Here is a 24,766-nt window from a genome sequence, read left to right as displayed (position 1 = left end):
CTACTAAAGTAAACAATAATTATGTATCCAATTATTAGAAACAGAAGATTACGTAGTAACAAGGCAATACGTTCTTTGGTTCGTGAAACCATTATATCTCCAGACGATTTTTTAGTGCCACTTTTTGTGGTAGAAGGTAAAGGTGTAAAAGACGAAATACCGTCTATGCCAAATTACTTTAGGTATAGTTTAGATTTGTTAGAGAAAGAAGTTAAAGAGCTTTGGAAAATGGGCTTAAAGTCGGTTTTGCTTTTTGCAAAAGTTCCAGATAACTTAAAAGATAATAAAGGAACAGAAGCTTTAAATCCAGACGGATTAATGCAGCGTGCTGTAAAAACAGTAAAAAACGCATGTCCGGCTATGTTGGTAATGACAGATGTTGCTTTAGATCCTTACTCTTCTTATGGTCATGATGGTATTATAGAAGATGGTTTAGTTTTAAACGATGAATCTGTTGAGGTATTAACAGAAATGAGTGTATCGCATGCAGAAGCAGGTGCAGATTTTGTTGCACCTAGTGATATGATGGATGGTCGTATTTTAAGCATACGTGAAGCTTTAGAGGATGATGGTTTTCATAATACTGGTATTATGAGTTATAGTGCTAAATATGCCTCTGCTTTTTATGGTCCGTTTAGAGATGCTTTAGATTCTGCTCCAGTAGACGTAAAAGACATACCTAAGGATAAAAAAACATACCAGATGGATTATGCCAACCGTTTTGAAGCAATTAGAGAAACGGAAATGGATATAGATGAAGGTGCAGATATTGTAATGGTAAAACCAGGACTTTGTTACCTAGATATTGTACGCGAAATTAAAAACGAAGTAGATGTGCCAGTGGCGGTTTACCAAGTTAGTGGTGAGTATGCAATGGTAAAAGCAGCAGCAGAAAAAGGATGGTTAGACCATGATGCAGTAGTTATAGAGCAACTTACTGCAATAAAAAGAGCAGGTGCAAATATTATAGCAAGTTACTTTGCTAAAGATGCAATTCGTATTTTAGGATAAAATTACACCCTTTATGAAAAAACAACAGCAGACTAAAATAGTGTTAACAATACTACTTTTTAGTGTGCTGTTTTCATTTGCACAAGAGTTACCTAAAGTTAGTATAACTAAGGTGGGTTTAGATTCGGTTTTAGTTTATAAAAAGGTCGACTCTATTATGAAACTAGGAATTAAGAATACCGCCTTTCCTGGAGCACAACTTTTAGTAGCAAAAGATTCTAAAATTATTTTTCATAAAGCATACGGTTACCATACGTATGATAGTTTGCAAAAAGTACAGCTAACAGATATTTATGATGTTGCTTCGGTAACTAAAATTACAGCTGCTTTGCCAGCTTTAATGAAGCTGTATGATGAGGGTAAGATAGATTTAGATGTGCCCTTTAGTACTTATTGGAAGCCTTGGAGGCATAAAGCAAATAAAAAACATATTACTTTAAGAGAAATACTAGCGCACCAAGCAGGTTTAGCTCCCTATATAGTTTTTTTAAATGATGTTTTAAAGAAAAACGGGAAGCTAAAACATAGGTTTGTTAAAAATAAACCAAGCAAAAAATTCTCTAGAGAAGCATACAACGGTTTGTACGTAAAAGATAGATTTAAGTACAAAATGTACCGTAAAATAAACAGGTCTAAAGTATCAAAAGAAAAAAAGTATAAGTATTCTGGACTTACTTTTCTACTGTATCCAGAATTGGTAAAACAAATAACTGGTGTAGATTATAACACATATTTACAGCAAAATTTTTATACACCCTTAGGGCTAAATACAATGGGTTTTCTGCCTAAAAACAAGAAGTATGCTAATGCAATTGTACCTACAGAAATAGATACAGTTTTTAGAAAAGAACTTACTCATAATTTTGTTCATGATGAAAATGCAGCGCTTTTAGGCGGTATATCTGGTAATGCAGGTTTGTTTGCTTCTGCAACAGATTTGGCTAAAATTATGCAGATGTATTTGAATTACGGAGTGTATAATGGCAAGCGCTATTTTTCTAATGCTACAGTTAAAGAATTTACACGCGTACAGTATTCAGAAAATAATAATAAAAGAGGTTTGGGTTTTGATAAGCCTACATTGGGCAATGATACATTGCCGTTGGCAAAAGCATATCCGGCACCAGAGGTTAGTAAAGAGAGTTTTGGGCACGCAGGTTTTACAGGAACATTTGTTTGGGCAGATCCTAAAAACAATATGGTTTTTATTTTCTTGTCAAACAGAGTGTACCCAACCAGAACCAACAGAAACTTATATACACTAAATATTAGACCAGCACTACAGCAGGTTTTTTATACTTCAAAAAAAGGGACAAATTAGTCTGTTTTAACTTTAAAAAATACTTGCGTTTACAACGAATAAAGGTTCAAGTCTACCAGAAATACATACACACTGTAGTATTCTACAAATATTATATAGTTTAGTTTTATAAATAACCTATTAACCAAACTATATATGATACAGTTTTTAAGAAACATTCTAGGACTTGGCCCTGCAGAACCAACAAAATTGCGTAAAAAGCCAGACGAACCAGCAGTTAAATCTGTGGTGAAGGAGATGGCTAATGATGAGTTGAAAGTGGATTACACTATGGTTTATCCGTATTTGGTTTCTCAAAAAACACAAGAGCTAGATTTGGTAGACGAATTAGTCTCAGTTTTTCATAAAACAGAAGATATTTATGCTCCTATTGTACAAGCTTTTGTAATAATTGATAAAAATAAAGAGGGCGCAAACGGAGAAATAGATATTTTTCATTTAAAAACAAGTGATAAAACTGAAGAAGATTACGAAATGTTTGATAAGCATAGTCTAATCAATTTAGATAATTTAGAATTACCTTTTGTGTTTTGGGATTTCTCTGATGAAAAAATAGAGTATGATATTTTATCAGTTAAAATAGCTGCACTTGCTAGTGAAAAAATATTAAGTAAAAAACACATGTTAGAGGCACATAAAATGCTAAATTCTAATGAGCTATTGGTTTCAATACCAAGAAAAGGGCTCATTTTTGTGTGCTCTAATTTACTAGATAAAGAGCATATTACACATTTTATGAATTTACATGCATACGCTATTTTATCTGATAAACAGGGCTTTGAAGTATTGTGTGAAGATCTTTTTGTGGTTGAAGAAGGAGAGGTAGTCAATGTTATGGGCATTACTCAATTATCTGATGTTCTTAGAGAAGGGAACTCTTAATAATCCCGTTAAACAGGGTATAATTGTATAAACTATTCTTTTAATTTTGCACTTTACTGCATCAACCTTAAAAATTATCTATGAAAAAAATACTACTACTATTAATTGTAATACTGTTTAATAGTTGTCTTGGTGGAGATAAAACAGATGAAGAACTATTGGCTATAGACAAAGAAACGCTAGTTGAAAGTATAGATTCTGATAAAGTCTTGACTTATAAATTTGCTAAAATTTTAATTAGGGCTTCAGCAGGAGAAAGTGATATTAGTCCTGAGTACGCCGAATTTAAGTCAGATTTAGATAGAATTTTTGATAAGGTTTCTAAGTATGACGCTAAAGATTCTGAAAGCTTAACTGTTTTAGATTATATATCTATTTACAGAGATTATAAAAAGATGGAAAAATTTATAATGGAGACTGATGAAGATGAGTTTCCTACTTTGTTAGAGGTTTTTGCTAGGGCAAATGCGAAGCAAGGAACATCTAATCAAGAGTTTTTACAAGGAGAAGATAAAGATTATGTACAAAATATAGAGCACTCAGTTTTAAGTGCAATTGTAGTTTTAAGCAGAGATATAGGTAAAGAGGTGTCTTTATACGAGTGCTCTAAAACTAAGCCAGAACTACTGCCAGATTCAGAAATAAAAGCACTTTTGCAATACTATAGAGGTTTTTTGTTTTTTGAGAAAAAACTGTATTATTTATCTGAAGATGAAATATCTAGAAACATAGATTGGTTAAATGCTAACCCAGATATAGACTTGCCATACACAAGAGCAATGTTTGAGTGGGGAAACTTAAATAATGAGCAAACTCATATTGGTTTTCATTCGTTAAATCATTTGTTTAGAGGTTTTGATAGGTTAATGATGGACCGTGATATTGATGAGGAACGTGCACTAGAAGATTTTGAAATGTTTTTAGAAGATTCTAAAAAAATAGGATTAGATAATGAAATTATTTGGTCTATTGAATCTTATTTATATCTAAAAAAAGAGAAAAATGATAAGGCAATTGCTGCATTAAAAAAATTAAAAGGAAGTGACTTGCTTTCTTCTGACGAAAAAGCAAGATTGGGAGAGTCTATAGGATACGTAGAAAATAGAGAGCCTGGAAAAGTTTTAAACGGATTTTATGATAAATATTTTTTAAGTAAAATAGCAACTAAGTATATGTTCTCTTTACTGGCTAAGGTAGATTGGCAAAAAATAATGGAGGAGCAAAACGTACCATATACTAAGGAAATGTTTGCTACCGTAGATAATTTTAAAAGCTTTATAGAAAACTACAATAAATATACTAGCTCAGAAAACTTAGAAAAAGCAGGAGATGAACTAATGAAACAAGGAGAAGGACTTTGGAGTAAAACCAAAGGTTTGTTAGATTAGAATTACTTAAAACCTGTTTTGTAAATGTCCAAATTGACTTAAAAAGTTTAATTTGGACATTTGTTATTTCATGAAAGTATCAATATATCGCATAATTTACTAATTTTTTAATTGTTAAAATTTTTACATTCGTTGTTGACTAATAATTGAAGTTATTGGTGTTTAAAATATTGAAACAATGAAATTTACATTTATAAAGTACATTGCTTTAACTGCATTTTTGTTTACTTTTTACAAAGCATTTTTACCAGCATCATCAACTTCAACTACTTTTAACACTAAAAATACAACACACACTACAGAGTCTAATACTATAGATTTTGATCCCAATTTTCATATTTATTTATGTTTTGGACAGTCTAATATGGAAGGCTCTGCAACAATAGAAGAAGAGGATTTAAAAGAGGCCAGCCGTTTTAAAGTATTACAGTCTTTAGATTGTGATAATCTTAAAAGAAAAAAAGGGGAATGGTATACGGCTGTACCTCCTTTAACCCAATGCTACACAGGTTTGTCTCCTGCAGATTATTTTGGTAAAACAATGATTAAAAATTTACCAGACAGTATCTCTGTAGGTTTGGTTAGTGTTGCTATTGGTGGTTGTGATATTAGATTATTTGATAAAGATATGTATACCAATTTTGATGATACTTACAAAGAAGATTGGTTTACAGATAAAGTAAAATCATATGGTGGTAACCCCTATAAACACTTAATAAAATTTGCCAAAGAAGCTCAAAAAAAAGGTGTAATAAAAGGTATTCTCTTACATCAAGGAGAAAGTAATACAGGTGATAAACAGTGGCCATCTTACGTAGCAACCATCTACAACAATATGTTAGCAGACCTTAATTTAGATGCTACTAAAGTTCCTTTACTTGCTGGTGAAATGGTACATGAAGAGCAAGGTGGTAGGTGTGCAAGTATGAACCCTATAGTAAATACTTTGCCACAAACAATACCAACATCTTACGTAATATCTTCTAAAGGGTGTGAGGTTCGTAAAGATAGTGTGCATTTTAATTCTAATGGAGTTAGAGAGCTAGGAAAACGATATGCGTTAAAAATGTTATCCCTAAAAAGGTAGTAATTCTATTAAAGAAGTAAGTTTGTTCTTGTATTTAATTTTAAATGTTTAAGCTAAAAAATAATTAGCATACATTTGAGTTTTTAGATTAAGAGATAAACAATTGGCTTCAGATATTCAAAAACACGGATTTAAAGAGGGTTTGCCGCACGAGTTTGAGTTGGTAAACCTAGCAGACTTGTATAATAATTTTTTTGATGAATTAATAGTGCCTCATAGGGCAGATTTTTATCAAATTATATGGTTTAAAAAGGGCAGTCCGCGTCATATGGTAGATTTTAATCCTATAGACATTAAGCCAAACTCTATCTTATTTGTAGATAAAAATAGTGTACAGTGTTTTGATGAGGATGAGGCAGTAGAGGGTGTAGTTTTACTGTTTACAGATAATTTTTTTTGTAAGACAGATGAGGACACTAAGTTTTTACGAAGTAATATGCTTTTTAACGATCTGTATTCTATCTCTACCATACAGGTTAATAAACTAACACCTATTTACACTGGTCTTTTTCAGTTTATTGAAGAAGAACTAAAGACGGCTATAGACAATTACCAGTCTGATATACTTAGGAATTACCTTCAAAATATTTTACTTTTATCAGAACGAGAAAGGCAAAATCAGCATAGTAAAAAAATAAATAAAGGTCCAGATATAGATTGTGTAATTAAGTTTAGAGACCTGTTAGATAAAAATTTTATCAATCAAAAATCTGTAAGTAAATATGCCGACCAGTTAAACGTAACTCAAAAACGTTTAAATGCAGCTACTTTAAAAGTTATGGATATTACACCAAAGCAAATGATAGACGCTAGAGTAATATTAGAAGCTAAACGATTATTAGTACATACAGAAGATAGTGTAAAAGAAATAGGTTACGGAATTGGTTTTGAGGAGCCTACAAATTTTGTAAAATATTTTAAAAAGCATCAAGGCTTTACGCCAACCGAATTTAGAAAAAAAATACTACTGGCGTAAAATTACCATTTTTAGCCGTATTTGTATCATAATACATAACTCCTGATAGCGCAAATTTGCTTCATAATTTAACCCCAATAAATGAAACAAATTAGTAAAAATGAAATTGTTAATTGATGTATTAGGTTGGTCAGGTTCTGGCTTTTTAATCCTTGCTTACGGGATTACACTTATAGAAAATAATAAGTACGTTAACTATGCTAAGTACTTGAATCTTTTTGGAGCACTATTAATAGCCATAAACTGTTATTATTATAATGCCATACCATCATTTGTTTCTAATTTAATTTGGTGTGTAATGGCTTCATTAACCATATACAAAACCAAAAAAAGAGAACGCTATTTTGTTAAGCCAAAACTAAAAGTATAATCATTTTTTAATATAGGACAAAAATTACCATCTTTTGGATTTTTTGTATCACTTTAAAGCAATTTACTGGTTGCATCTTTGCATAAAAAATTAATTAATTATGAAAAAATCAATTTTATATGCAACTGTAGCTCTTGGGCTTACAGCAATATCTTGTAATGGTCAAGATGACGATGCAACAAAACAAATCTCTAACAAAGATAAAGTAGTTGCTCTGCTAAAATCTATAGAAACAGGAGATCAAAAACCGGCAACTTACATTAATCCCAGTAATTATAAACAACATAATTTAGATGTTGCAGATGGGTTAAATGGCTTTGTAGAAACCTTAAAGGCGTTGCCTGCTAATTCTGCAAAAGTAAATACTGTGCGTGCTTTTGAAGATGGAAATTTTGTTTTTACGCACACAGATTATAATTTTTTTGGACCTAAAATTGGGTTTGATATTTTTAGATTTGAAGACGGATTAATAGTTGAGCATTGGGATAATTTGCAAGTAACGGCAGCGCAACCAAACCCTAGTGGACGTACAATGATAGATGGTGCCACTGAAATTAAGGATTTAGATAAAACGGAAGAAAATAAGGAGCTTGTTGCTAAATTTGTTACAGATATACTTGTTAATGGAGATATGAGCAAATTAGCTCAGTATTTTGATGGTGACAATTATATACAGCATAACCCTAACATTGGAGATAAGTTATCCGGATTAGGTGCGGCTCTAGAGTCTATGGCCCAACAAGGTATTTTTATGAAGTATAGTAAAATACATATGGTTTTAGGGCAAGGTAATTTTGTACTTACTGTGAGTGAAGGTAATTTAGGAGAAGAACATAATGCTTTTTATGATCTATTTAGAATTGAAGAAGGAAAAATAGCAGAACATTGGGATGTTATTCAGAATATACCTGCTAAAGCAGATTGGAAAAATGAAAATGGGAAATTTTAATTACCTATCTAAATAAATAAAAAAGGCTGCCGTTTGGTAGCCTTTTTTTATTTATTTAATCTTCAAAAATAAACTCACCCTTAGTCTCTGCAGCGTGTAGGCCCCATTCTACTATTAAGTTCAAAATAGGCGTAAGGGTTTGTCCAAATTCGGTAAGTCTGTATTCCACTTTTAAAGGAGGCTTTTTAGTAAAAACCTTTCTGCTTACAATACCATCAGCTTCTAGCTGCTTTAGTTGTAAGCTTAGTGTACGTTCTGTAATACCAGGAATTTCTTTACGTAATTCGTTATACCGTTTTTTATCTCCAATTAAATGTGTAAGTATAACGCTTTTCCATTTTCCGCCAATAAGTTCCATTGCAGCACTCGTAGGGCAAAAAGATATTTTATCGTTAATCTTAATCTTAGGTTTCTTTTTAAACAGTTCTTTTCTGTCCATTTTTAAAAAATTTATTAAAGTGTAAAATTAAAGAGCTTTAATTTAGTATGCAACTATATTTTTTATAGTAAATATTTTTTATTATATTTAATTGATTATCAAATATTTGGCATTTTGTTTTTATACTATACTTCTTGACCGTTATTGTGCAGTTGCTATACTATACATACTTTTGTCACTATACAAATGATAGTATTGTAAATCAATAACATAAAAAGTCATATTATGAAAAGCACTATAGTAAAATTTACGGCAAAACCAGAACACAGAGATTCATTTGCTAAAACATTAAAGGAAGCGCAAGAGGCTACAAAAAAAGAAACAGGTAACATTGAAATAAGAGTCTATGTTTCTAAAGATGATGAAAACATTTTCTTTGTTTATGAACGATGGGCAGATAAAGCTGCAATTACATCTCACGACAATGAGCCACACACCAAAAAACTTATGGAGGTAGGTAATACTGCCTTAAAGACTGAACCTGATTTTTATTTCCTAGGTGATACACATCCATTGCCAGACCACTCAAAATCTGCAAACCCAGAAGATGATGTGTTTATAATCTTCTTCATTTTCAAATTAAAAACAGCATTTAGAAGTCAACTTTTAAATCAGTTTGAAGACCACATTACACATACCAGAAAAGAGGAAAAAGGAAACATTCTTTTTGACTTATACACAGTAGATGATCAAGAAGACACGTTGGCTGTTTATGAGCATTGGAGAAAAGAATCTGATGTTTGGGACATTCACTTTAATCAACCATATGCAGTTAAAACAGGTAAACTTATGGAAGAAGCTGTTGTTGGTGACTTAAAACAGTATATGAATTTTGTGAAAGAAATTTAAGAGAAATTAATAATCAACTAAGAAGCTCTATTATGAAAAAAATAATTCTATTATTTTCCCTAGCTTTTATAGCAAGTTGCGGAAATCAGACAAAAAAAGAAGTAGTTTCAACTTCTGAACATGGACACTCTCACGATAAAGATGGCAACCATTTAGCCCCACATACAGAAAACACCATTCACCAATACGCGCCAACTGTTGCCTTATTAAATAGTATTTACGAAGGCGATATAACTCCACAACAAATGGTTCAGCAAGGTACTATTGGTATTGGAACAGTAAATCATTTGGCAGGCGAATTGGTTGCTGTAGATGGTGTTGTTTACACTATTGATGCAGAAGGCGGAATAGCTGAAGCTCCAAACGACTTAGAATCTCCAAATATGACAATGATAAATTTTCAGCCGAAAAAAACAATCACCGTTGAAAGTATTACGTCTTATGAAGATTTAACTAAAGAACTTCAAAAATATTCAACTTCTAAAAACAGCTTTTATGCTTACCGTATTAAAGGAGAATTTAAGTATTTAAAAATGGCATCTGCTCATAAAGTAGAAAACGAAGATGTGTCATTATTTGAATATTTAGACACTCGTGTAATGTACACAAGAGAAAATATAAAAGGGACTTTAGTTGGTTTGTTTACACCAGATTATCTAGGAAATATAGTAATACCGGGAATGCATTTTCACTTTTTATCAGAAGATATAACACTTGGCGGACATTTAGAAGATATTAAGTTTGATAAGCTAGAAGTTGAAATTCAGGAAGTAAACCAAGTAAATCTTCAGCTTCCGGAAACAGAAAAATTTAGAAATAAAGACTTAAAGCAAGGTGCAGCACCAAAAGCTACAGCTAAACAAAACGGAAAATAAACAAATTAAAAAAATATATAAAAATGAAAGCAGTATTATTAGAACAAGCAGGCGGACCAGAGAATCTTTATGTAGATAATATTGATAAGCCAAGTATAAAAGAAAACGAAGTATTGGTTGCCGTAAAAGCAATTTCGTTAAATCCGGCAGATGTTAAACCAAAATACAACGATGAAATGTTGGGTATGATGTATGGTGAAGAGCGACCAATAATTTTAGGTTGGGACATTGCTGGTACAGTTACAGAAGTTGGTACGGCAGTTACCAATTTTAAGGTAGGAGATAATGTCTTTGGTATGGTCAATTTTCCTGGTGTTGGTAATGCATATGCAGAATTTGTTGCAGCTCCAGAAACACATTTGGCTGTAGTGCCTAGCAATGTCTCTTTTACAGAGGCTGCTGCAACAACGCTAGCAGCATTAACCGCATTACAAATTTTATCAGGAAAAATAAATAAAGGAAATAAAGTGTTAATTCAAGCTGGTTCTGGTGGTGTTGGTCATTTTGCTATTCAAATTGCAAAAGCTATGGGAGCCTATGTAATTACTACAGCTTCGGCTAAAAATAAAGATTTTGTAATGTCTATAGGTGCAGATGAGGCTATTGATTATCATACTCAAAATTTTGAAGATATTTTAACTGATATAGATTTTGTGCTAGACACGCAAGGCGGAAAAGTTTTAGAAAATTCAGTTGATGTTTTAAGAAAAGGAGGAACAGTTATTACTACTGTAGCTCCAGATTTATCAGATAAAAAGAAAGCTTTAGCTGAAAAAGAAAATAAAACGGTTTCTAATATTCTAGTGCATTCTAGTGACCAAGATATGAATACATTAAAAGGGATGCTTGAAAACAGAGAAATAAAACCTCATATATATAAAACATTTCCTTTTGAAAAGATGGCAGATGCACATACCGAAGTAGAAAAAGGAAGAACCGTGGGAAAAGTAATTGTAACCCTATAAAACTAATTTTATGAAAAATTTACTCCAGTTTATATTAATTCTTTTTGTGGTAGTTCTTTCTGGATTCAAAGACGGAACGACCTCAAAAGTAACGAGCCTTACTTCAGCAAATGAAACTGCAGATGTTATTACAAACGATTTTTCAGTAGCGGTAAAATGGGAATTAGACGGTTTTAAAATGCCAGAATCCGTATATGCATCACCCAATCATAAGTGGTTGTATGTCTCTAACACTAATGGTGCAGAACCAGGTTTTATAAGTCGTGTTTCTAAAGACGGAGTAATTGATGAATTGAATTGGGTTACCGGGTTGACAGCTCCTACAGGCTCTGATATTTACGAGAACACGTTATACGTTGCCGATCAAAAGCAGGTACATCTTATAAATCTGGATAACGGAAACATCACAAAAAGTTATACCGCAAATGAAGCTGGTTCTTTAAACGATTTGACAATTAATCAGAAAACCGGACAAGTATTTATTTCTGATGTACCCGGCGGTAAAATTTATACTATTGAAAATGATAAGTTGGTAGTATGGTTACAGTCTGATAAAATTCCGTTTCCAAATGGTGTTCTAGTGGAAGACAACACTTTGGTTGTGGCTAATTACGGGCTTAAAAACGGCGAAGGTTTATTAAGAAAAGAATGGAAGCCCAAAGACTTTGGGGCATTGTACAATATTGACATTACTTCTAAAAAGGTAGAGCTAATTACTTCTTCCGATAAAAAAGGGGTTTTTGATGGTGTCACTTCTATAAATGGAACGTTACTGGCAAGTAGTAATCCAACCGGGCAATTATTCACCTTTACCGATTCCGAAAGCTATCTAATAGATACCTCTATTAAGGGTTTAGCAGATATAAACTCTGACGGTACAACTATATATGCACCCTATTTTTATGATAACAAGCTGGTAGCTTCTACACCTGTTCCGTGGGATAGAATTACCACAAAGGAAGAGTATATATTAAAAGGCGCAGATAATTACTATGGCGATGCAGGAGGTGAATCTATTGCTACAAGTGATGGTATTATTATGGGGAATTTTGGTGGACAAGAGTTATCTGGAACTTGGGACTGGCAAGGTGAATATTTTTGCAGAACAAGCACCCTAGGAACAATGGATTTAGGTTCTGATTGTATTCAAATTGATGTTACCCCTACTAAGATGCGTTTAATTTTAAATAAAGGAACAGGAATGTCTGTGGTTTATGATAAGAAGAAAGACCCACAAATCACCATTTTATCATCCTTTAAGATTAAACCTGAGAAAATAGATTTCTTCAAAAAGAAAATGATTGTAAATCAAGACGTGGTCAGAAAAGAGAAAGGCACGTTAGAAATGAAGTTATATCAAGACCAGAATACCCCGGGCAATTTTATAGTATTTGGTATAAACGAGAGTAAAAAAACATTGCAATCACATACCAAAGCTGTTGACAAAAGAGGCATAGCAGACCAAGTGGAATCTGCTTTAGTAGAAGCTCCCAAGACATTGTTTTTAACTAATAAAAAACCGTTACCAACTAATGATTTTAGTAAAACTGATATAAATAATAATGAAGTTATACTGTTTTCCATTTTCAATGTAAAAGAAGAGTATAAGGAAGAATTTATAGCACAATTAACCAAGCATACAGAGTTAACTAGAGCAGAAAAAGGCAATATTAGATTTGATTTTTATAGTACAAAGGATAATGAATTTGTGCTTCAAGAACATTGGAAAAACAAAGAAGCCGGTGCGTTTCACAGAAAACAAGAATACGCACAAGAAACCAATAGCATAATGAAAAAGGCTGTTATTGATGGTACGCAGCAAGTCTTTTTTGTAAATGAGATTGAGAACTAGAATTAAAAAATAGCATTAATAATTTAAAACACGATATATGAAAACACAAGAAGAATTACCAAATTACACAAAGCATATTTTTGTTGCAGGAAATTGGAAAGACGGAAGTGGACCCGCTATAAAGAATATAAACCCTTGGAATCAAGAAGAAATTTTTACATTATCAAGTGCAACTAAAGATGATGTTAATGAAGCTTTTGAGCAAGCAGCAATCGCCCAAAAAAAATGGGCTGCCGTATTGCCACCTGAAAAAAGTAGAATGATGCAAAAACTTGCCGAAGTGGTGAGGAACCGAAAAAAAGAATTTGCAGAATGGGCAAGAAAAGAAGTAGGTGCAACACTTGCCAAAGGTTATTTTGAAGCAGAGCTAGTGGCAAGTGTTTTTGAAAGCACAGTACACTTACCATTACTGGTAGAAGGTAAAATACTACCACGAGATATAGAAGGCAAAGAATCACTTGCAGTAAGACAGCCATTAGGAGTAATAGGATTAATTTCTCCTTGGAATTTTCCGGGACAGTTAACCGCCCGTACTTTGGGTCCTGCGTTGGCAGTGGGTAATGCAGTGGTTTTAAAACCCGCATCTACATCTATTGTAACAGGAGGTTTAATTTTTGCTTCCTTTCTTGAAGAAGCAGGTTTCCCTAAAGGCTTGTTAAGTGTTTTACCAGGCGGAGGAAGCACAATTGGTACGGCAATTACGAAGCATCCTATTTCAAAGTTAATTTCGTTTACAGGGTCAACACCGGTAGGTAGAGAAGTAGGTAAAAATGCTATAGATGCTGATATAATTAAAAATGTTGAATTAGAATTAGGCGGTAATAGTCCGTTTGTAGTGCTTGAAGATGCAGATATTGACCAAGCTGTAGAAGCAGCTGCTTGGGGTAAATTTATGAACCAAGGTCAGATTTGCATGGCAATAAACAGGATTATTGTAGAAGATAAAGTCTATGATGAATTCACAGAAAAGTTTATTACCAAAGTAAAAGGCTTAAAACGTCTGGATATGAACGACCCGGATACTTTTATAGGTCCAATAATCGATCAAAACCAATTTGATACCGTAAAGGGCTTAATAGACGATGCAAAAGAGCAAGGTTACAAAATGGCATTAGGAGGAGAAGCTGAAGGATTGCATATGCCTCCACATATTTTTGTTGATGTAGATGAAAACTGCCCGCTTTTTAAAAATGAAATCTTTGGACCTGCAGTTTCCATTGCAAGAGCAAAAGACACGGATGATGCTTTACGCTTAGCAAATGCTACGGATTACGGCTTATCCAGTTCTGTATTTACACAAGACGAAGCAAAAGGTATGACCTTTGCCAAAGGAATTGAAGCTGGTATGACCCACATAAATGACCAGCCTGTTAACGATAGTGCCTATGCACCATTTGGTGGAGTTAAAAACTCGGGTTTAGGTAGATTTAATGGTCAATGGGGTGTAAAATCATTTACATCCGCACATTGGATTACCATTCAAAAAACGCCAAGAAAATATCCTTTTAAGGCATCGGATTTTGAGTAATATTATTTAGTTTACTTATTAGTATCTGTATGTTAAGGTTAGCTTTTTTTAGTTAATTTTAGCATACAGATTTTGTTTGTGGTAACTATCAATCCTAATAAAGTAAAGAGAAATCAATGTCCAATTAACTTTTAATATCTTAGAACTGCTAACTTTTTGCTATTTTCGTACTTTAAATATATACTATGGGTTTATTATTATTTTACGCATTTATTTCAGTTTTCTTTTCTTTTTTATGCTCTATTCTTGAGGCTGTTTTGTTAAGTGTTACTACTACATTTATAAACGTTAAAAAGAAAGAAGGTAAAAGCTTTGCTACAGAATTAGAGGCATTAAAAAAAGATGTAGATAAGCCGTTAATTGCAATTTTAACACTAAACACTATTGCGCATACCGTTGGTGCAATTTTAGTAGGTGTACAGGCAAAAGTTGCTTATGCAGAAATGTATGGTAGTGCCACAACAAGTGTATTAGGAGTTACTTTTACAGAAGATTTAATGGTTGGTATTGTGTCTACTTTAATGACAGTTTTAATATTAGTAGCATCAGAAATTATACCTAAAACTATTGGTGCAACTTATTGGAAACAACTTGCAAATTTTACAACAAAGGCATTAAATATAATGGTCTTAATTTTAAAATATACAGGCCTACTTTGGTTGTTACAAGTGTTTACTAAACTGGTTGGTAGTAAAGAACACCACGGTAGTGTATTAAGTAGAGAGGACTTTACAACAATGGCAGATATTGCGCATGAAGAAGGTGTTTTTCAGGAATCTGAATCTAAAATTATTCGTAATTTATTAGAGTTTGATGAAATTTTAGCCAAACACATCATGACGCCACGTACAGTTTTAAAATCTGCTGCAGAAACAGCAACAATAGGGGAGTTTTATAACGCTAATCCTAAAATGCGCTTTTCTAGAATTCCAATATACAGTGGCTCCTTAGATAATATAACGGGTTTTGTACTAAAAGATAATATATTAGAAGAAGTTATTAATAAAAATGGGAGTTCTCCGTTATCTAGCATAAAAAGAGAAATTTTAGCAACAGAGCGTAATACTCCAATTCCGCAACTATTTGAAACTTTTATAAAGAAAAGAGAACATGTTGCTTTGGTTGTAGATGAGTATGGTTCTGTTAGTGGTTTGGTTACTATGGAAGATGTTATAGAAACCTTGCTAGGAATGGAGATTATGGATGAAAGTGACCATATAGCCGACCTACAATCTTTAGCCAGAAAAAACTGGGAAAATAGAGCTAAAAAAATGGGGTTAATTGTTGAAGAAGAAGGTAAAATTGATACTTCTGAAACAAAACCAGATGCTGCAGAAGATATAAAATGATAGAAGCAGCTTACATAAAGACTCCGTTAGGTATTGCTAAATTAGAAGGCGATGAAGACGGACTTTCTGTAATTTCTGTTTTAGATGATGGTGAAATAACGGAAGTAATTCCAGAAGTGCTTGAAGATGCAGTTTACCAACTACAAGAATATTTTAGAGGAGAACGTACAAAGTTTAGTTTAACTCTAAACCCAACAGGTACAGAGTTTCAAAAAAAGGTATGGGATGCACTATTACAAATACCATATGGTAAAACGTATTCTTATTTAGAATTATCTAAAGTTCTGGGAGATCCTAAAGCCATACGAGCTGTTGCGGCTGCAAATGGAAAAAATCCATTATGGATTATGGTTCCCTGCCATAGAGTTATAGGTAGTGATGGCTCTTTAACTGGTTACGCAGGTGGATTGCACCGTAAAAAGTGGTTGCTAGAACATGAGAGCCCAGTTACGCAAACATCTTTATTTTAAGAACATAAAAAAATCCGATTTAGTACTAAATCGGATTTTACTTTTTATTGAGGTGAAAATAGTTTAGTTTTTACACGTAATTTCACTAGATTTCATATCGTCAGCAATAGCGTCAGATTGTTTAACTGTATCTTTAAAAAGAACAAATTTATCTATAGCGTGCCCAGAAGACCTTGCAGATATTTCCATAGTATAAACTCCGGCTTTATCAAAAGTTACAAAAACAGGGTGACTATCGTTGTCTGATGTGCTTGCTTGCCATTTAAAATCTAAATCGTTACCACTTCTGTATATTTTAAACCAACCGTCTTTAGATGATCCGTTAGGATTTGGTGTTTTTCCTGTGTCTTTTGGGTATACTGTACTACCTTCTTTTTCTCCAAAAAAATCATCAGCATCTGCAAAACGCAACCATGAGTCGTTATGCTCAGATCCACTGTTTCCTTTTTTAACAGCAGATTTCCACATAAAACGATAAGTTCCTGGGCTATTTATTTTAATGCTATACGTAGCTAAGCCTTCTCCCGGCTTATTTAAATATTGGGCTCCATCCCAAACCATATAGCCTTTTCCTGTAGCATTGTTGTTATCTTTTTTTAATTTCCATAAGTCATTAAAAACAGCATTTTCAAACTCAACGCTAACTAGCCCATCTTTTTCAACAAAGACAAAGTTTTCTACTTTATCACAGCTTGCAGTTTGTTCTTCAGATTTTTCAGGATCATCAACATTGTTGTCATTTTCACTGTCATCACTACTAGAGCAAGAAAATAAAGTAACGGCAATTAATGCTAATGGTAATAATTTTAAATTCATAGTATGTAAATTGTTTTTATAACAAACTGTATTTGTAAGATTTTATTGGTTGTATATGTTGTATTTCGATAAACGGTAATTTATACCTATATTCATTTTTCTTATAGTACACTAAACCAATATTATGCTACATAAAATTAATTTAGAACATATTCTTTTTTTAGATATTGAAACAGTCCCTGAGTATGAGTTATATAGCCATATGACAGATGAGAAGAAAGAATTATGGGCAGGTAAAACAGCTTATAAAAGAAAAGAAGATTTTACGCCAGAAGAATTTTATGATAGAGCAGGTATTTGGGCAGAATTTGGTAAAATTGTTTGTATTTCTGTAGGGTATTTTAACACAAAAGGAGATGTGCGTAATTTTAGAGTCACTACTTTTTTTGGAGAAGAAGATATATTATTAAAAGAGTTTAAAAACCTTTTAACCACACACTTTGCATCACCTAAATATGTATTATGTGCACACAATGGTAAGGAGTTTGATTTTCCTTATATAGCTCGTCGTATGGTAATTAACCGTATAGATTTACCTCCAAAACTTAATTTGTTTGGCAAAAAGCCTTGGGAAGTTCCGCATATAGACACTATGGAGCTATGGAAATTTGGCGACTTTAAACACTACACCTCGTTAAAATTAATGGCTAATGTACTTGGTATACCTTCCCCTAAAGAAGATATAGACGGTAGTATGGTTAGAGATGTTTTTTATATTGATAACGATATAGACCGTATTGTAAAGTATTGCGAATTAGATGTTATTGCAATAGCCCAAGTTTTTCTTAGGCTACGCAATGAAGAGTTGTTAGATGCCGATGAAATTAAGAGGGTATAATTTTGGTGCTACTCGTTATATTTAAATTGTAAAAACACAGGAAAATGGTCACTGTAACCACCAACATATTTACGACCAACATAGGTTCTAAACGGTGTGCCTTTAAACTTGCCATCAAACTCGGTTAAAAAATGTTCATCAAAAATATTTGCCTCTACAAAACTGTGTGTGCCTTTCTCATAATTTAAAAAACTATGAGATATAATTATTTGATCAAACAAACTCCATTTTCTTTTGTAACTAGCACTACCTTTTTCAAAGGTTAATAAGTGGTCACTAGGGTTGTAAAATTTATTAGTATCCATTAGTACTTTTATACTATCAGATTTAGGGCTGTCATTAAAATCACCCATAATAATATAGTTAGGGTTAGGGTATTTTTCTTCAAGCTTTTCAATAAAATTTACAAGTACTTTGGCGGCTTCAATTCTTTTGTAATCTGTAGATATTTTTCCTTCTCTTTTAGATGGCCAATGGTTTACAAAAACGTGTACTTCTTCGCCATTTAATTTACCGTGTACATAAAGTATATCTCTGGTGTAATCTTTTTCGCCATTAGTATTAATAATATGTACGTGTATAGGCTCAGAGTGTATAACTGTAAAATGGTCTTTGTGGTAAATTAAACCAGTATCTATACCACGCTCATCAGGAGAATCATAATGTACATAAGCATAATTTATATTCTCTGTATTAGCAGTATTAAGAAGGTCTATTACTACGGTCTCATTCTCTACTTCTGCTATACCAACAAGTGCTGGCGGATTGTCAGAATTATGAGTTCCTATCTGCGACATAGTGCTAGATAGTTTAAAAAGCTTTTTCTTGTACCTATTATTTGTCCACCTTTTTACGCCTTTAGGAGTATAATCATCATCTAAAGTTGTGGGGTCATCAATAGTGTCAAATAGGTTTTCTAAATTATAAAAGGCAATTGTAACCAAATTAATCTTATTTTATTATTTTAAGGTAGTAAAAAAAGTGCTCACTTTTTAATATTAGATGCTAAAATACAAAAATAGCTTAGCAAGTATTGATTAGATTTGCATTATAAATTAAACATATGCTAGAGAAGATAGTCGTAGAATATGAAAAAGCTGTTCTTATAGGAGTTATAAGCAGCACACAAACAGAGGAAAAGGTAACAGAATACTTAGATGAGTTAGAGTTTTTAACCTATACTGCTGGTGGCGAAGTTTACAAACGATTTGTACAAAAAATAGACAAACCAAATCCTAAGACATATATAGGAAGCGGTAAAATGGATGAAGTTGCACTTTATGTTGAAGAAAATGAAATAGGTTCAGTTATTTTTGATGATGAACTTACTCCAGGACAGCAACGTAACATAGAACGCCATTTAAAGTGTAAAATAGTAGATAGGACAACACTTATTCTAGATATTTTTGCGCAGCGTGCACAAACAAGTTACTCGCGTACGCAGGTAGAGTTAGCACAGTATCAATATCTATTACCAAGATTAACTGGTTTATGGACCCACTTAGAGCGCCAAAAAGGTGGTATTGGTATGCGTGGACCTGGTGAAACAGAAATAGAAACAGATAGGCGTATTGTACGTGACCGTATTACATTACTTAAAAAGAAGTTATCTAAAATAGATAGGCAAATGGAAACCCAGCGTGGTAACCGTGGTGCTCTAGTTAGGGTTGCTTTAGTAGGATATACCAATGTTGGTAAGTCTACATTAATGAATGTGGTTAGTAAAAGCGAAGTTTTTGCAGAAGATAAATTATTTGCAACATTAGATACTACTGTACGTAAAGTTGTTTTAGGTAATTTGCCATTTTTATTAAGTGATACTGTAGGTTTTATTAGAAAACTGCCAACACAACTGGTAGAGAGTTTTAAAAGTACTTTAGATGAGGTAAGAGAAGCAGACTTATTATTACATATAGTAGATATATCACATCCTAATTTTGAAGATCACATAGCATCTGTTCAGAAGATTTTAGAAGAAATTAAGGCAGACGATAAAAAAACTATAATTGTTTTTAATAAGATAGACCAGTTTACACACGAGACTATAGATGAAGATGATTTGGTAACTGAAAAAACCGAAATACACTTTACTTTAGATGAGTGGAAAAAAACGTGGATGCAGAAAGTAGGGGATAGAGCTTTGTTTATTTCAGCATTAAATAATGAGAACTTAGATACGTTTAGAAAAAGAGTTTATGATGAGGTTAGAGACATACACGTAACGCGTTTTCCTTATAATAACTTTTTATACCCAGAGCATTTAGACGAGTACTAAATGTTAGCGGTAATAAATTACTATTTATCTAGAAAAGCGCACTTTATCGAAGAAAATGAACCGCTTATTTTTTATACAACAGAATAAGGCAGGTTCACAACATAAATTGCCAGACTTTTAAGGTTCGCCATATATTTACACTGTAATTAAGAAACAAGGGTTGTAAAAATCTAAATGAATTAATTGCACAAACGATATAAAACGCCTTTTTTCCCAAATCTGGCCTTTTTCATAAAAATGATATAAAAAGATCCCAAATCTTATTATCAAATTTAACCTATAAGCCCTCTTTAGAGGGCTTTTTTTGTATTATAACCCTCCTTGTTTATTTTTTTACTGTTTACTTGAATTATTTTTATAGTTTTGAGTCACTAAAATTATGAGAATGAAACAGATAATTATTGCAGTTGTGTTACTTTGTACAGTAAGTATGACTGCGCAAAAAAAAAGCGACTTGTTAACGCATTATGAAGCGTACTATAAGCAAATGAAAGCACAAGGAGATACTCAAGGAATAATTAATGCTATAACACATTTAAACGTTTTAGCGCCAAGTGAGTCTCGTAAAGATACGTTAGCATTTATGTATGCAAACAGCAACCAAAATATGCAGGCATTGCGTGTTATTGGTGTAGAAACAAAAGATAGTGACTCTAACCTTGCCGTACAAGTAAGAGCCTTAGCATTAAAAGCCCTTGGAGATGTAAAAAGAGCTATTGCACAATTTGAGATTTTAAACAAAAGAACTCCTAACGCTTTTTTAGCGTATGAGTTAGCGGATTTAAAAATACAAACAGGAGATAAAGCTGGTGCAATTACAAATATTGAGTATGGTTTGGCTAATGCTAAGGATGGTATGAAGTATGCTTTTTACGAGAGACAACAACCTTATGAAGTACCTCTTAAAGCAGCTTTTTTACACTTAAAAGCATTAATAGAATTTAATAATAACCAGGCTAACCCAGAAGCGGCTTTAGCGTTAATTAATGAAGCATTGGCAATTGCTCCTAATTTTAATTTAGCTGGTTTAAGTAAACAAGCTATAGAGGCAAGAAAAGCAGAAGAAACGGCTCCAAAAAAATAAGAGTTAGTTTGTTATAAATAAAAAAAGGAGCGCTTTAGCGCTCCTTTTTTAGTTTTGTTTTAATTCTTTTTTTAGCTGTATGTCTTTTTCTTTTTTAAGAGCAACAACTTTGTCTACATCCTCATTTGGTATGGCAATAGATAAAACATAATGCGCTATTTTCCATTCACCTTTTACTTTTTTTAAAATACCAGAACCACGGCATATTTCCATTTGGGTATCTAGTAACTCATCAAACCAAGCAATTTTTTTAGATTTATCTACATAAACATTTCGTTCTAAAGCAGTAAAACTCCAAGCCTTTCCCTTATCAAAATAAGGTTTAGAAAAAGCTTTAAAATCTTTGTTCTGCCAATTTTCTGTAGCATCTGTACCAATAAAAACACCATCTTTTGTCATTAAGCCAAAGTAAGCGTCAAAATTTGCATCGGCAGCAGCCTTATGCCAAGCATCTACAACCGTATTAATTTCAGTTTTTTGAGCTGTAACTTGTAAAGTTGCAACTAGCATAATAATTAATAATAGCTTGTTATTCATTTTCTAAAATTAAATTAGTGTCTAAAGTATTGTTAGCAATTATGTTAAACTGGTTTCTAAAATTGTTATAAGCAGTAATTAACTCTGTCGCAGGTTCTAAAACATCTAAACTATATTCTATAGCACCTTTAGTTTTTAAAGTATATGTTTTTATAACAGTTTGCCTGCTCTTTATATGTGGTTTATTAAACTCTTCAGGGTAAGTAGATTTTTCTAGCTTTTTTTGAGTGTCAATAATTTGGTCTAGCGTTAAACGTAAGTCTTCATCGTTTTCAGCCTTATACATACCATCTATAGCAGTATTAAAGTCTTTGTATTCTTGCCAGTTTTCTAAAACAGTAACTACTTTTGGATCTAGTTTTATCTTCTTTGGTAGCTTTTTAGCATTAAAAGTAATTTTGTCTGCAACTTGCTCTTCTTTTACGGTTTCTTTCTTGTTGTTAGAGCAAGAAATCACGCTAAAAATCAAAATAAAAAAAAGGAAAAATCTCTTCATAGGGCGAAAGTATAAAAAAAGAATAAGATAAGAAGTTTGTTCACTTTCAATTCATTTATAAATTTAGTTAAATAAGTAGTAAATATGTAATTACGACTAAAGTTAATTTAATAAATATATCTTTGTGGCTTAACTTTAGAACACCAATTATTGTGCAAAAATCTATCTTAATTATAGGTGCCTGTGGGCAAATAGGTACAGAGCTAACTTTAGCTCTAAGAGAAAAACACGGTAACGATAATGTAGTTGCTAGTGATATTAGAGAGGGCGGTGAAGATCTTATGGCTAGTGGTCCCTTTGAGCTTTTAGATGCTACAGATTATAAGGCTATAGAAAATGTTGTAATGCATTATGAGATAGATGAGGTTTATTTAATGGCAGCTATGTTAAGTGCAACTGCAGAAAAATTTCCTATGCGTGCTTGGGACTTAAATATGGGGTCCCTTTTTAATGTTTTAAACTTAGCAAAAGATAAAAAAATTAGTAAAATATTTTGGCCATCAAGTATTGCTGTTTTTGGACCTAATACTCCTAAAGAAAACACGCCACAAAATACAATTATGGAGCCAAGTACTGTTTATGGTATTAGTAAACAATCTGGTGAGCGTTGGTGTAGTTATTACCATAATAAATATGGAGTAGATGTACGTAGTTTACGTTACCCAGGTTTAATTAGTTGGAAAACACAGCCAGGTGGTGGTACAACAGATTATGCTGTAGAAATTTACCATAAAGCATTAGAGAATAAGGCATACACTTGTTTTTTATCTGAAAACACAAAACTACCAATGATGTTTATGAATGATGCTATTAGAGCTACAGTGTCTATTATGGAAACTGAGGCTGAAAACATAAAAGAGCGCTCATCATACAACTTAGCTGCAATGAGTTTTACTCCAACAGAAATTGCTGCAAGCATACAAAAACAAATACCAGAGTTTAAAATTGATTATAATGTAGATTTTAGACAAGAAATAGCAGATTCATGGCCGCAAAGTATAGATGCTTCTACAGCAGAAAAAGATTGGGGTTGGAAAGCAGAATTTGATCTAGAAAAAACTACAGAAACAATGCTGAAGAATTTAGCAAACTAAATTAATTCTCATTATTATGTAATGAAATGTCTGGGATGGCTGTGGGGTCATCATCTTTAAAATCCTCATAGTCGTCCTCGTCATAATTCTCCATAGTGTACTCTAGTTTTGCACTAATTTTTACAAGGTATTTAGTGTCTTGTGTAAGTACTTCTACTGCCTCAATAGTTTCATTTTTAGCATTTTTAAACACTATAATGTCACTATCGCCATACCCAGCAGGATAGCGATCTACTAGTAGTTTTAAAACTTCTGGAGTAAGTTTTTTAAAATCTACAATTACTCGTTTAAGGTTATCCATAGCAGCTATTTTTTGGAGAATTGTAATACACGCAATATGCGAGTTATTAAAATTAGTTTATTCTCTTAAAAACGCAAAACCCATAAAGTTAATTGCTTGTAAAATATAAAAAGTAATATTTTACTTATTGATAATGTCAGATTTACCACCTGTTTTCTTTAAAAGTTTTATATGGTGTATTTCTATGCCTTTGTCTATGGGTTTTAGCATATCGTACATATTTAAGGCAACAATACTTGCTCCGTGCATAGCTTCTACCTCTACACCGGTTTTGTAGTTTGTTTTTACGGTAATTAAAATTGTTATTTCTAAGTCGTTAATTTGGTACGTAATATCTGTAAACTCAATTGGTAAAGGGTGGCAGTCTGGTAATAAATCTGGTGTTTTTTTTACACCAAGTAAACCAGCAGCTTTACTCATGGCAAAAACATCTCCTTTAGGAACAGTTTTATTGTTTATGGCATCTATAGTGGCTTGTGTACTTACCTTTACAACGGCTTGTGCAATTGCAGTTCTTAACGTAATTGCTTTTTGTGTAATATCTACCATTGTTATTTATTTACTTTCCATTGATATGAGCTGTCTTCAAAAACCTCTTTTCCAAAAACAGGTACTTGTGCCTTTATTTCTTCTACAACATAATTAAGCGCATCAAAAACTACTTGTCTGTGTGGTGCAGAAACGAAAACAAATAAACATATTTCACCTATGTTTACAATACCTTTACTATGGTAAATGTGCATACAAGTAATATCAAACTTAGAAAATGTAGTTTCTTTTATCTCGTGAAACTTAAGGTTTGCCATTTCTTCATAAGCGGTATACTCTATAGCTTTTACAATTTTGTCATCTATTTTATCTGCTCTAACCTGACCTAAAAATATATTGTGAGCGCCAATTTGTGTTTTGCTTTGGTGTTTGGCAATAGCTTCACCAATAAAAGCACTAGAGATAGCACCTTCTTTAAACACATTTTTTATTTTATCATTCTTCATAAATCTAACCTAAAAAGTA

The 24,766-nt window shown here is 32.6% G+C and carries 27 protein-coding genes; 19 read left to right on the top strand and 8 right to left on the bottom strand.

All coding sequences use genetic code 11. The features are described from left to right. The first annotated feature begins 21 nt into the window (after positions 1 to 21). The 8 genes from hemB to AX016_RS02895 all read left to right on the top strand — a co-directional run bounded on the left by hemB (position 22) and on the right by AX016_RS02895 (position 7,984). Positions 22 to 1,011, top strand: coding sequence for a porphobilinogen synthase (gene hemB / locus AX016_RS02930; RefSeq protein ID WP_100894187.1), 990 nt, complete (start codon positions 22 to 24; stop codon positions 1,009 to 1,011). A gap of 13 nt (positions 1,012 to 1,024) precedes the next feature. Beyond that, on the top strand, positions 1,025 to 2,332 hold the full coding sequence (locus AX016_RS02925; RefSeq protein WP_100894186.1) for a serine hydrolase domain-containing protein: 1,308 nt from the start codon (positions 1,025 to 1,027) through the stop codon (positions 2,330 to 2,332). Between the two features lie 135 nt (positions 2,333 to 2,467). Further along, positions 2,468 to 3,214 carry a hypothetical protein gene (locus AX016_RS02920; RefSeq protein ID WP_100894185.1) on the top strand — a complete coding sequence of 249 codons (747 nt, stop codon included), beginning with the start codon at positions 2,468 to 2,470 and terminating at the stop codon, positions 3,212 to 3,214. Positions 3,215 to 3,294: 80 nt separating this feature from the next. After that, positions 3,295 to 4,602, top strand: coding sequence for a short-chain dehydrogenase (locus AX016_RS02915; RefSeq protein WP_100894184.1), 1,308 nt, complete (start codon positions 3,295 to 3,297; stop codon positions 4,600 to 4,602). A gap of 178 nt (positions 4,603 to 4,780) precedes the next feature. Beyond that, positions 4,781 to 5,689, top strand: coding sequence for a sialate O-acetylesterase (locus AX016_RS02910; protein ID WP_100894183.1), 909 nt, complete (start codon positions 4,781 to 4,783; stop codon positions 5,687 to 5,689). A gap of 103 nt (positions 5,690 to 5,792) precedes the next feature. Then, positions 5,793 to 6,665: an AraC family transcriptional regulator gene (locus tag AX016_RS02905; protein WP_100894182.1), complete on the top strand. Its 873-nt coding sequence runs from the start codon at positions 5,793 to 5,795 to the stop codon at positions 6,663 to 6,665. A gap of 100 nt (positions 6,666 to 6,765) precedes the next feature. Next, positions 6,766 to 7,035, top strand: coding sequence for a hypothetical protein (locus AX016_RS02900; protein ID WP_100894181.1), 270 nt, complete (start codon positions 6,766 to 6,768; stop codon positions 7,033 to 7,035). A gap of 100 nt (positions 7,036 to 7,135) precedes the next feature. Further along, complete coding sequence (locus AX016_RS02895) at positions 7,136 to 7,984, top strand: nuclear transport factor 2 family protein (RefSeq protein ID WP_100894180.1); 849 nt, start codon at positions 7,136 to 7,138, stop codon at positions 7,982 to 7,984. Positions 7,985 to 8,039: 55 nt separating this feature from the next. Here the strand turns inward: AX016_RS02895 and AX016_RS02890 are convergent, their stop codons facing one another. Next, positions 8,040 to 8,423, bottom strand: coding sequence for a winged helix-turn-helix transcriptional regulator (locus AX016_RS02890; RefSeq protein WP_100894179.1), 384 nt, complete (start codon positions 8,421 to 8,423; stop codon positions 8,040 to 8,042). Positions 8,424 to 8,648: 225 nt separating this feature from the next. On the opposite strand from AX016_RS02890, the gene AX016_RS02885 reads away from it, so the two are divergent. From AX016_RS02885 to AX016_RS02855, 7 genes are all read left to right on the top strand, one after another. Beyond that, entirely contained in the window at positions 8,649 to 9,272 is a 624-nt protein-coding gene (locus AX016_RS02885; protein WP_100894178.1) for a putative quinol monooxygenase, read from the top strand. Positions 9,273 to 9,304: 32 nt separating this feature from the next. Further along, the gene (gene budA, locus AX016_RS02880) at positions 9,305 to 10,147 is read left to right on the top strand and encodes an acetolactate decarboxylase (protein WP_100894177.1); all 843 of its coding nucleotides are present in this window, start codon (positions 9,305 to 9,307) and stop codon (positions 10,145 to 10,147) included. 23 nt (positions 10,148 to 10,170) lie between these two features. Continuing rightward, positions 10,171 to 11,112, top strand: a complete 942-nt coding sequence (locus AX016_RS02875) for an NADP-dependent oxidoreductase (protein WP_100894176.1) — start codon at positions 10,171 to 10,173, stop codon at positions 11,110 to 11,112. Between the two features lie 10 nt (positions 11,113 to 11,122). Further along, entirely contained in the window at positions 11,123 to 12,964 is a 1,842-nt protein-coding gene (locus tag AX016_RS02870; protein ID WP_100894175.1) for an antibiotic biosynthesis monooxygenase, read from the top strand. Between the two features lie 37 nt (positions 12,965 to 13,001). Next, entirely contained in the window at positions 13,002 to 14,492 is a 1,491-nt protein-coding gene (locus tag AX016_RS02865) for an aldehyde dehydrogenase family protein (protein WP_100894174.1), read from the top strand. A 185-nt stretch (positions 14,493 to 14,677) separates the two neighbouring features. Continuing rightward, a complete protein-coding gene (locus tag AX016_RS02860; RefSeq protein ID WP_100894173.1) occupies positions 14,678 to 15,841 on the top strand; it encodes a CNNM domain-containing protein in 1,164 nt (387 codons plus the stop codon). After that, entirely contained in the window at positions 15,838 to 16,311 is a 474-nt protein-coding gene (locus tag AX016_RS02855; protein WP_442861202.1) for a methylated-DNA--[protein]-cysteine S-methyltransferase, read from the top strand. The genes AX016_RS02860 and AX016_RS02855 overlap by 4 nt, the downstream gene beginning before the upstream one ends. Before the next feature lie 63 nt (positions 16,312 to 16,374). On the opposite strand, the gene AX016_RS02850 is transcribed toward AX016_RS02855, so the two are convergent. Further along, positions 16,375 to 17,127: a hypothetical protein gene (locus tag AX016_RS02850; protein WP_100894172.1), complete on the bottom strand. Its 753-nt coding sequence runs from the start codon at positions 17,125 to 17,127 to the stop codon at positions 16,375 to 16,377. A gap of 124 nt (positions 17,128 to 17,251) precedes the next feature. On the opposite strand from AX016_RS02850, the gene AX016_RS02845 reads away from it, so the two are divergent. Further along, positions 17,252 to 17,965, top strand: coding sequence for a 3'-5' exonuclease (locus tag AX016_RS02845; protein WP_100894171.1), 714 nt, complete (start codon positions 17,252 to 17,254; stop codon positions 17,963 to 17,965). A gap of 8 nt (positions 17,966 to 17,973) precedes the next feature. On the opposite strand, the gene AX016_RS02840 is transcribed toward AX016_RS02845, so the two are convergent. Further along, positions 17,974 to 18,909, bottom strand: a complete 936-nt coding sequence (locus AX016_RS02840) for an endonuclease/exonuclease/phosphatase family protein (RefSeq protein WP_100894170.1) — start codon at positions 18,907 to 18,909, stop codon at positions 17,974 to 17,976. Between the two features lie 119 nt (positions 18,910 to 19,028). Here AX016_RS02840 and hflX point away from each other — a divergent pair, with 119 nt between their 5' ends. Next, on the top strand, positions 19,029 to 20,240 hold the full coding sequence (gene hflX, locus AX016_RS02835) for a GTPase HflX (protein WP_100894169.1): 1,212 nt from the start codon (positions 19,029 to 19,031) through the stop codon (positions 20,238 to 20,240). 385 nt (positions 20,241 to 20,625) lie between these two features. After that, the gene (locus tag AX016_RS02830) at positions 20,626 to 21,324 is read left to right on the top strand and encodes a hypothetical protein (RefSeq protein WP_100894168.1); all 699 of its coding nucleotides are present in this window, start codon (positions 20,626 to 20,628) and stop codon (positions 21,322 to 21,324) included. Between the two features lie 48 nt (positions 21,325 to 21,372). Here AX016_RS02830 and AX016_RS02825 read toward each other — a convergent pair whose 3' ends face one another. Continuing rightward, the gene (locus AX016_RS02825) at positions 21,373 to 21,861 is read right to left on the bottom strand and encodes a nuclear transport factor 2 family protein (RefSeq protein WP_100894167.1); all 489 of its coding nucleotides are present in this window, start codon (positions 21,859 to 21,861) and stop codon (positions 21,373 to 21,375) included. Further along, positions 21,854 to 22,357 carry a hypothetical protein gene (locus tag AX016_RS02820; RefSeq protein WP_157811066.1) on the bottom strand — a complete coding sequence of 168 codons (504 nt, stop codon included), beginning with the start codon at positions 22,355 to 22,357 and terminating at the stop codon, positions 21,854 to 21,856. Before AX016_RS02820 ends, AX016_RS02825 begins: the two co-directional genes overlap by 8 nt. Positions 22,358 to 22,509: 152 nt before the next feature. Here AX016_RS02820 and AX016_RS02815 point away from each other — a divergent pair, with 152 nt between their 5' ends. Next, on the top strand, positions 22,510 to 23,451 hold the full coding sequence (locus tag AX016_RS02815; RefSeq protein ID WP_100894165.1) for an NAD-dependent epimerase/dehydratase family protein: 942 nt from the start codon (positions 22,510 to 22,512) through the stop codon (positions 23,449 to 23,451). 1 nt (position 23,452) lies between these two features. Here the strand turns inward: AX016_RS02815 and AX016_RS02810 are convergent, their stop codons facing one another. From AX016_RS02810 to AX016_RS02800, 3 genes are all read right to left on the bottom strand, one after another. Further along, positions 23,453 to 23,752, bottom strand: a complete 300-nt coding sequence (locus tag AX016_RS02810) for a hypothetical protein (RefSeq protein WP_100894164.1) — start codon at positions 23,750 to 23,752, stop codon at positions 23,453 to 23,455. A gap of 120 nt (positions 23,753 to 23,872) precedes the next feature. Then, positions 23,873 to 24,301 (bottom strand): cyclic pyranopterin monophosphate synthase MoaC, encoded by a 429-nt coding sequence (gene moaC, locus AX016_RS02805; RefSeq protein ID WP_100894163.1) that lies wholly within the window; start codon positions 24,299 to 24,301, stop codon positions 23,873 to 23,875. Positions 24,302 to 24,303: 2 nt separating this feature from the next. Further along, complete coding sequence (locus tag AX016_RS02800; RefSeq protein WP_198519398.1) at positions 24,304 to 24,747, bottom strand: molybdenum cofactor biosynthesis protein MoaE; 444 nt, start codon at positions 24,745 to 24,747, stop codon at positions 24,304 to 24,306. Positions 24,748 to 24,766: the final 19 nt, after the last annotated feature.

Origin of the sequence: Cellulophaga sp. RHA19 (assembly GCF_002813425.1) — a bacterium.
Classification (GTDB): Bacteria; Bacteroidota; Bacteroidia; order Flavobacteriales; family Flavobacteriaceae; genus Cellulophaga.
This window is presented reverse-complemented; position numbering and strand designations above follow the sequence as displayed.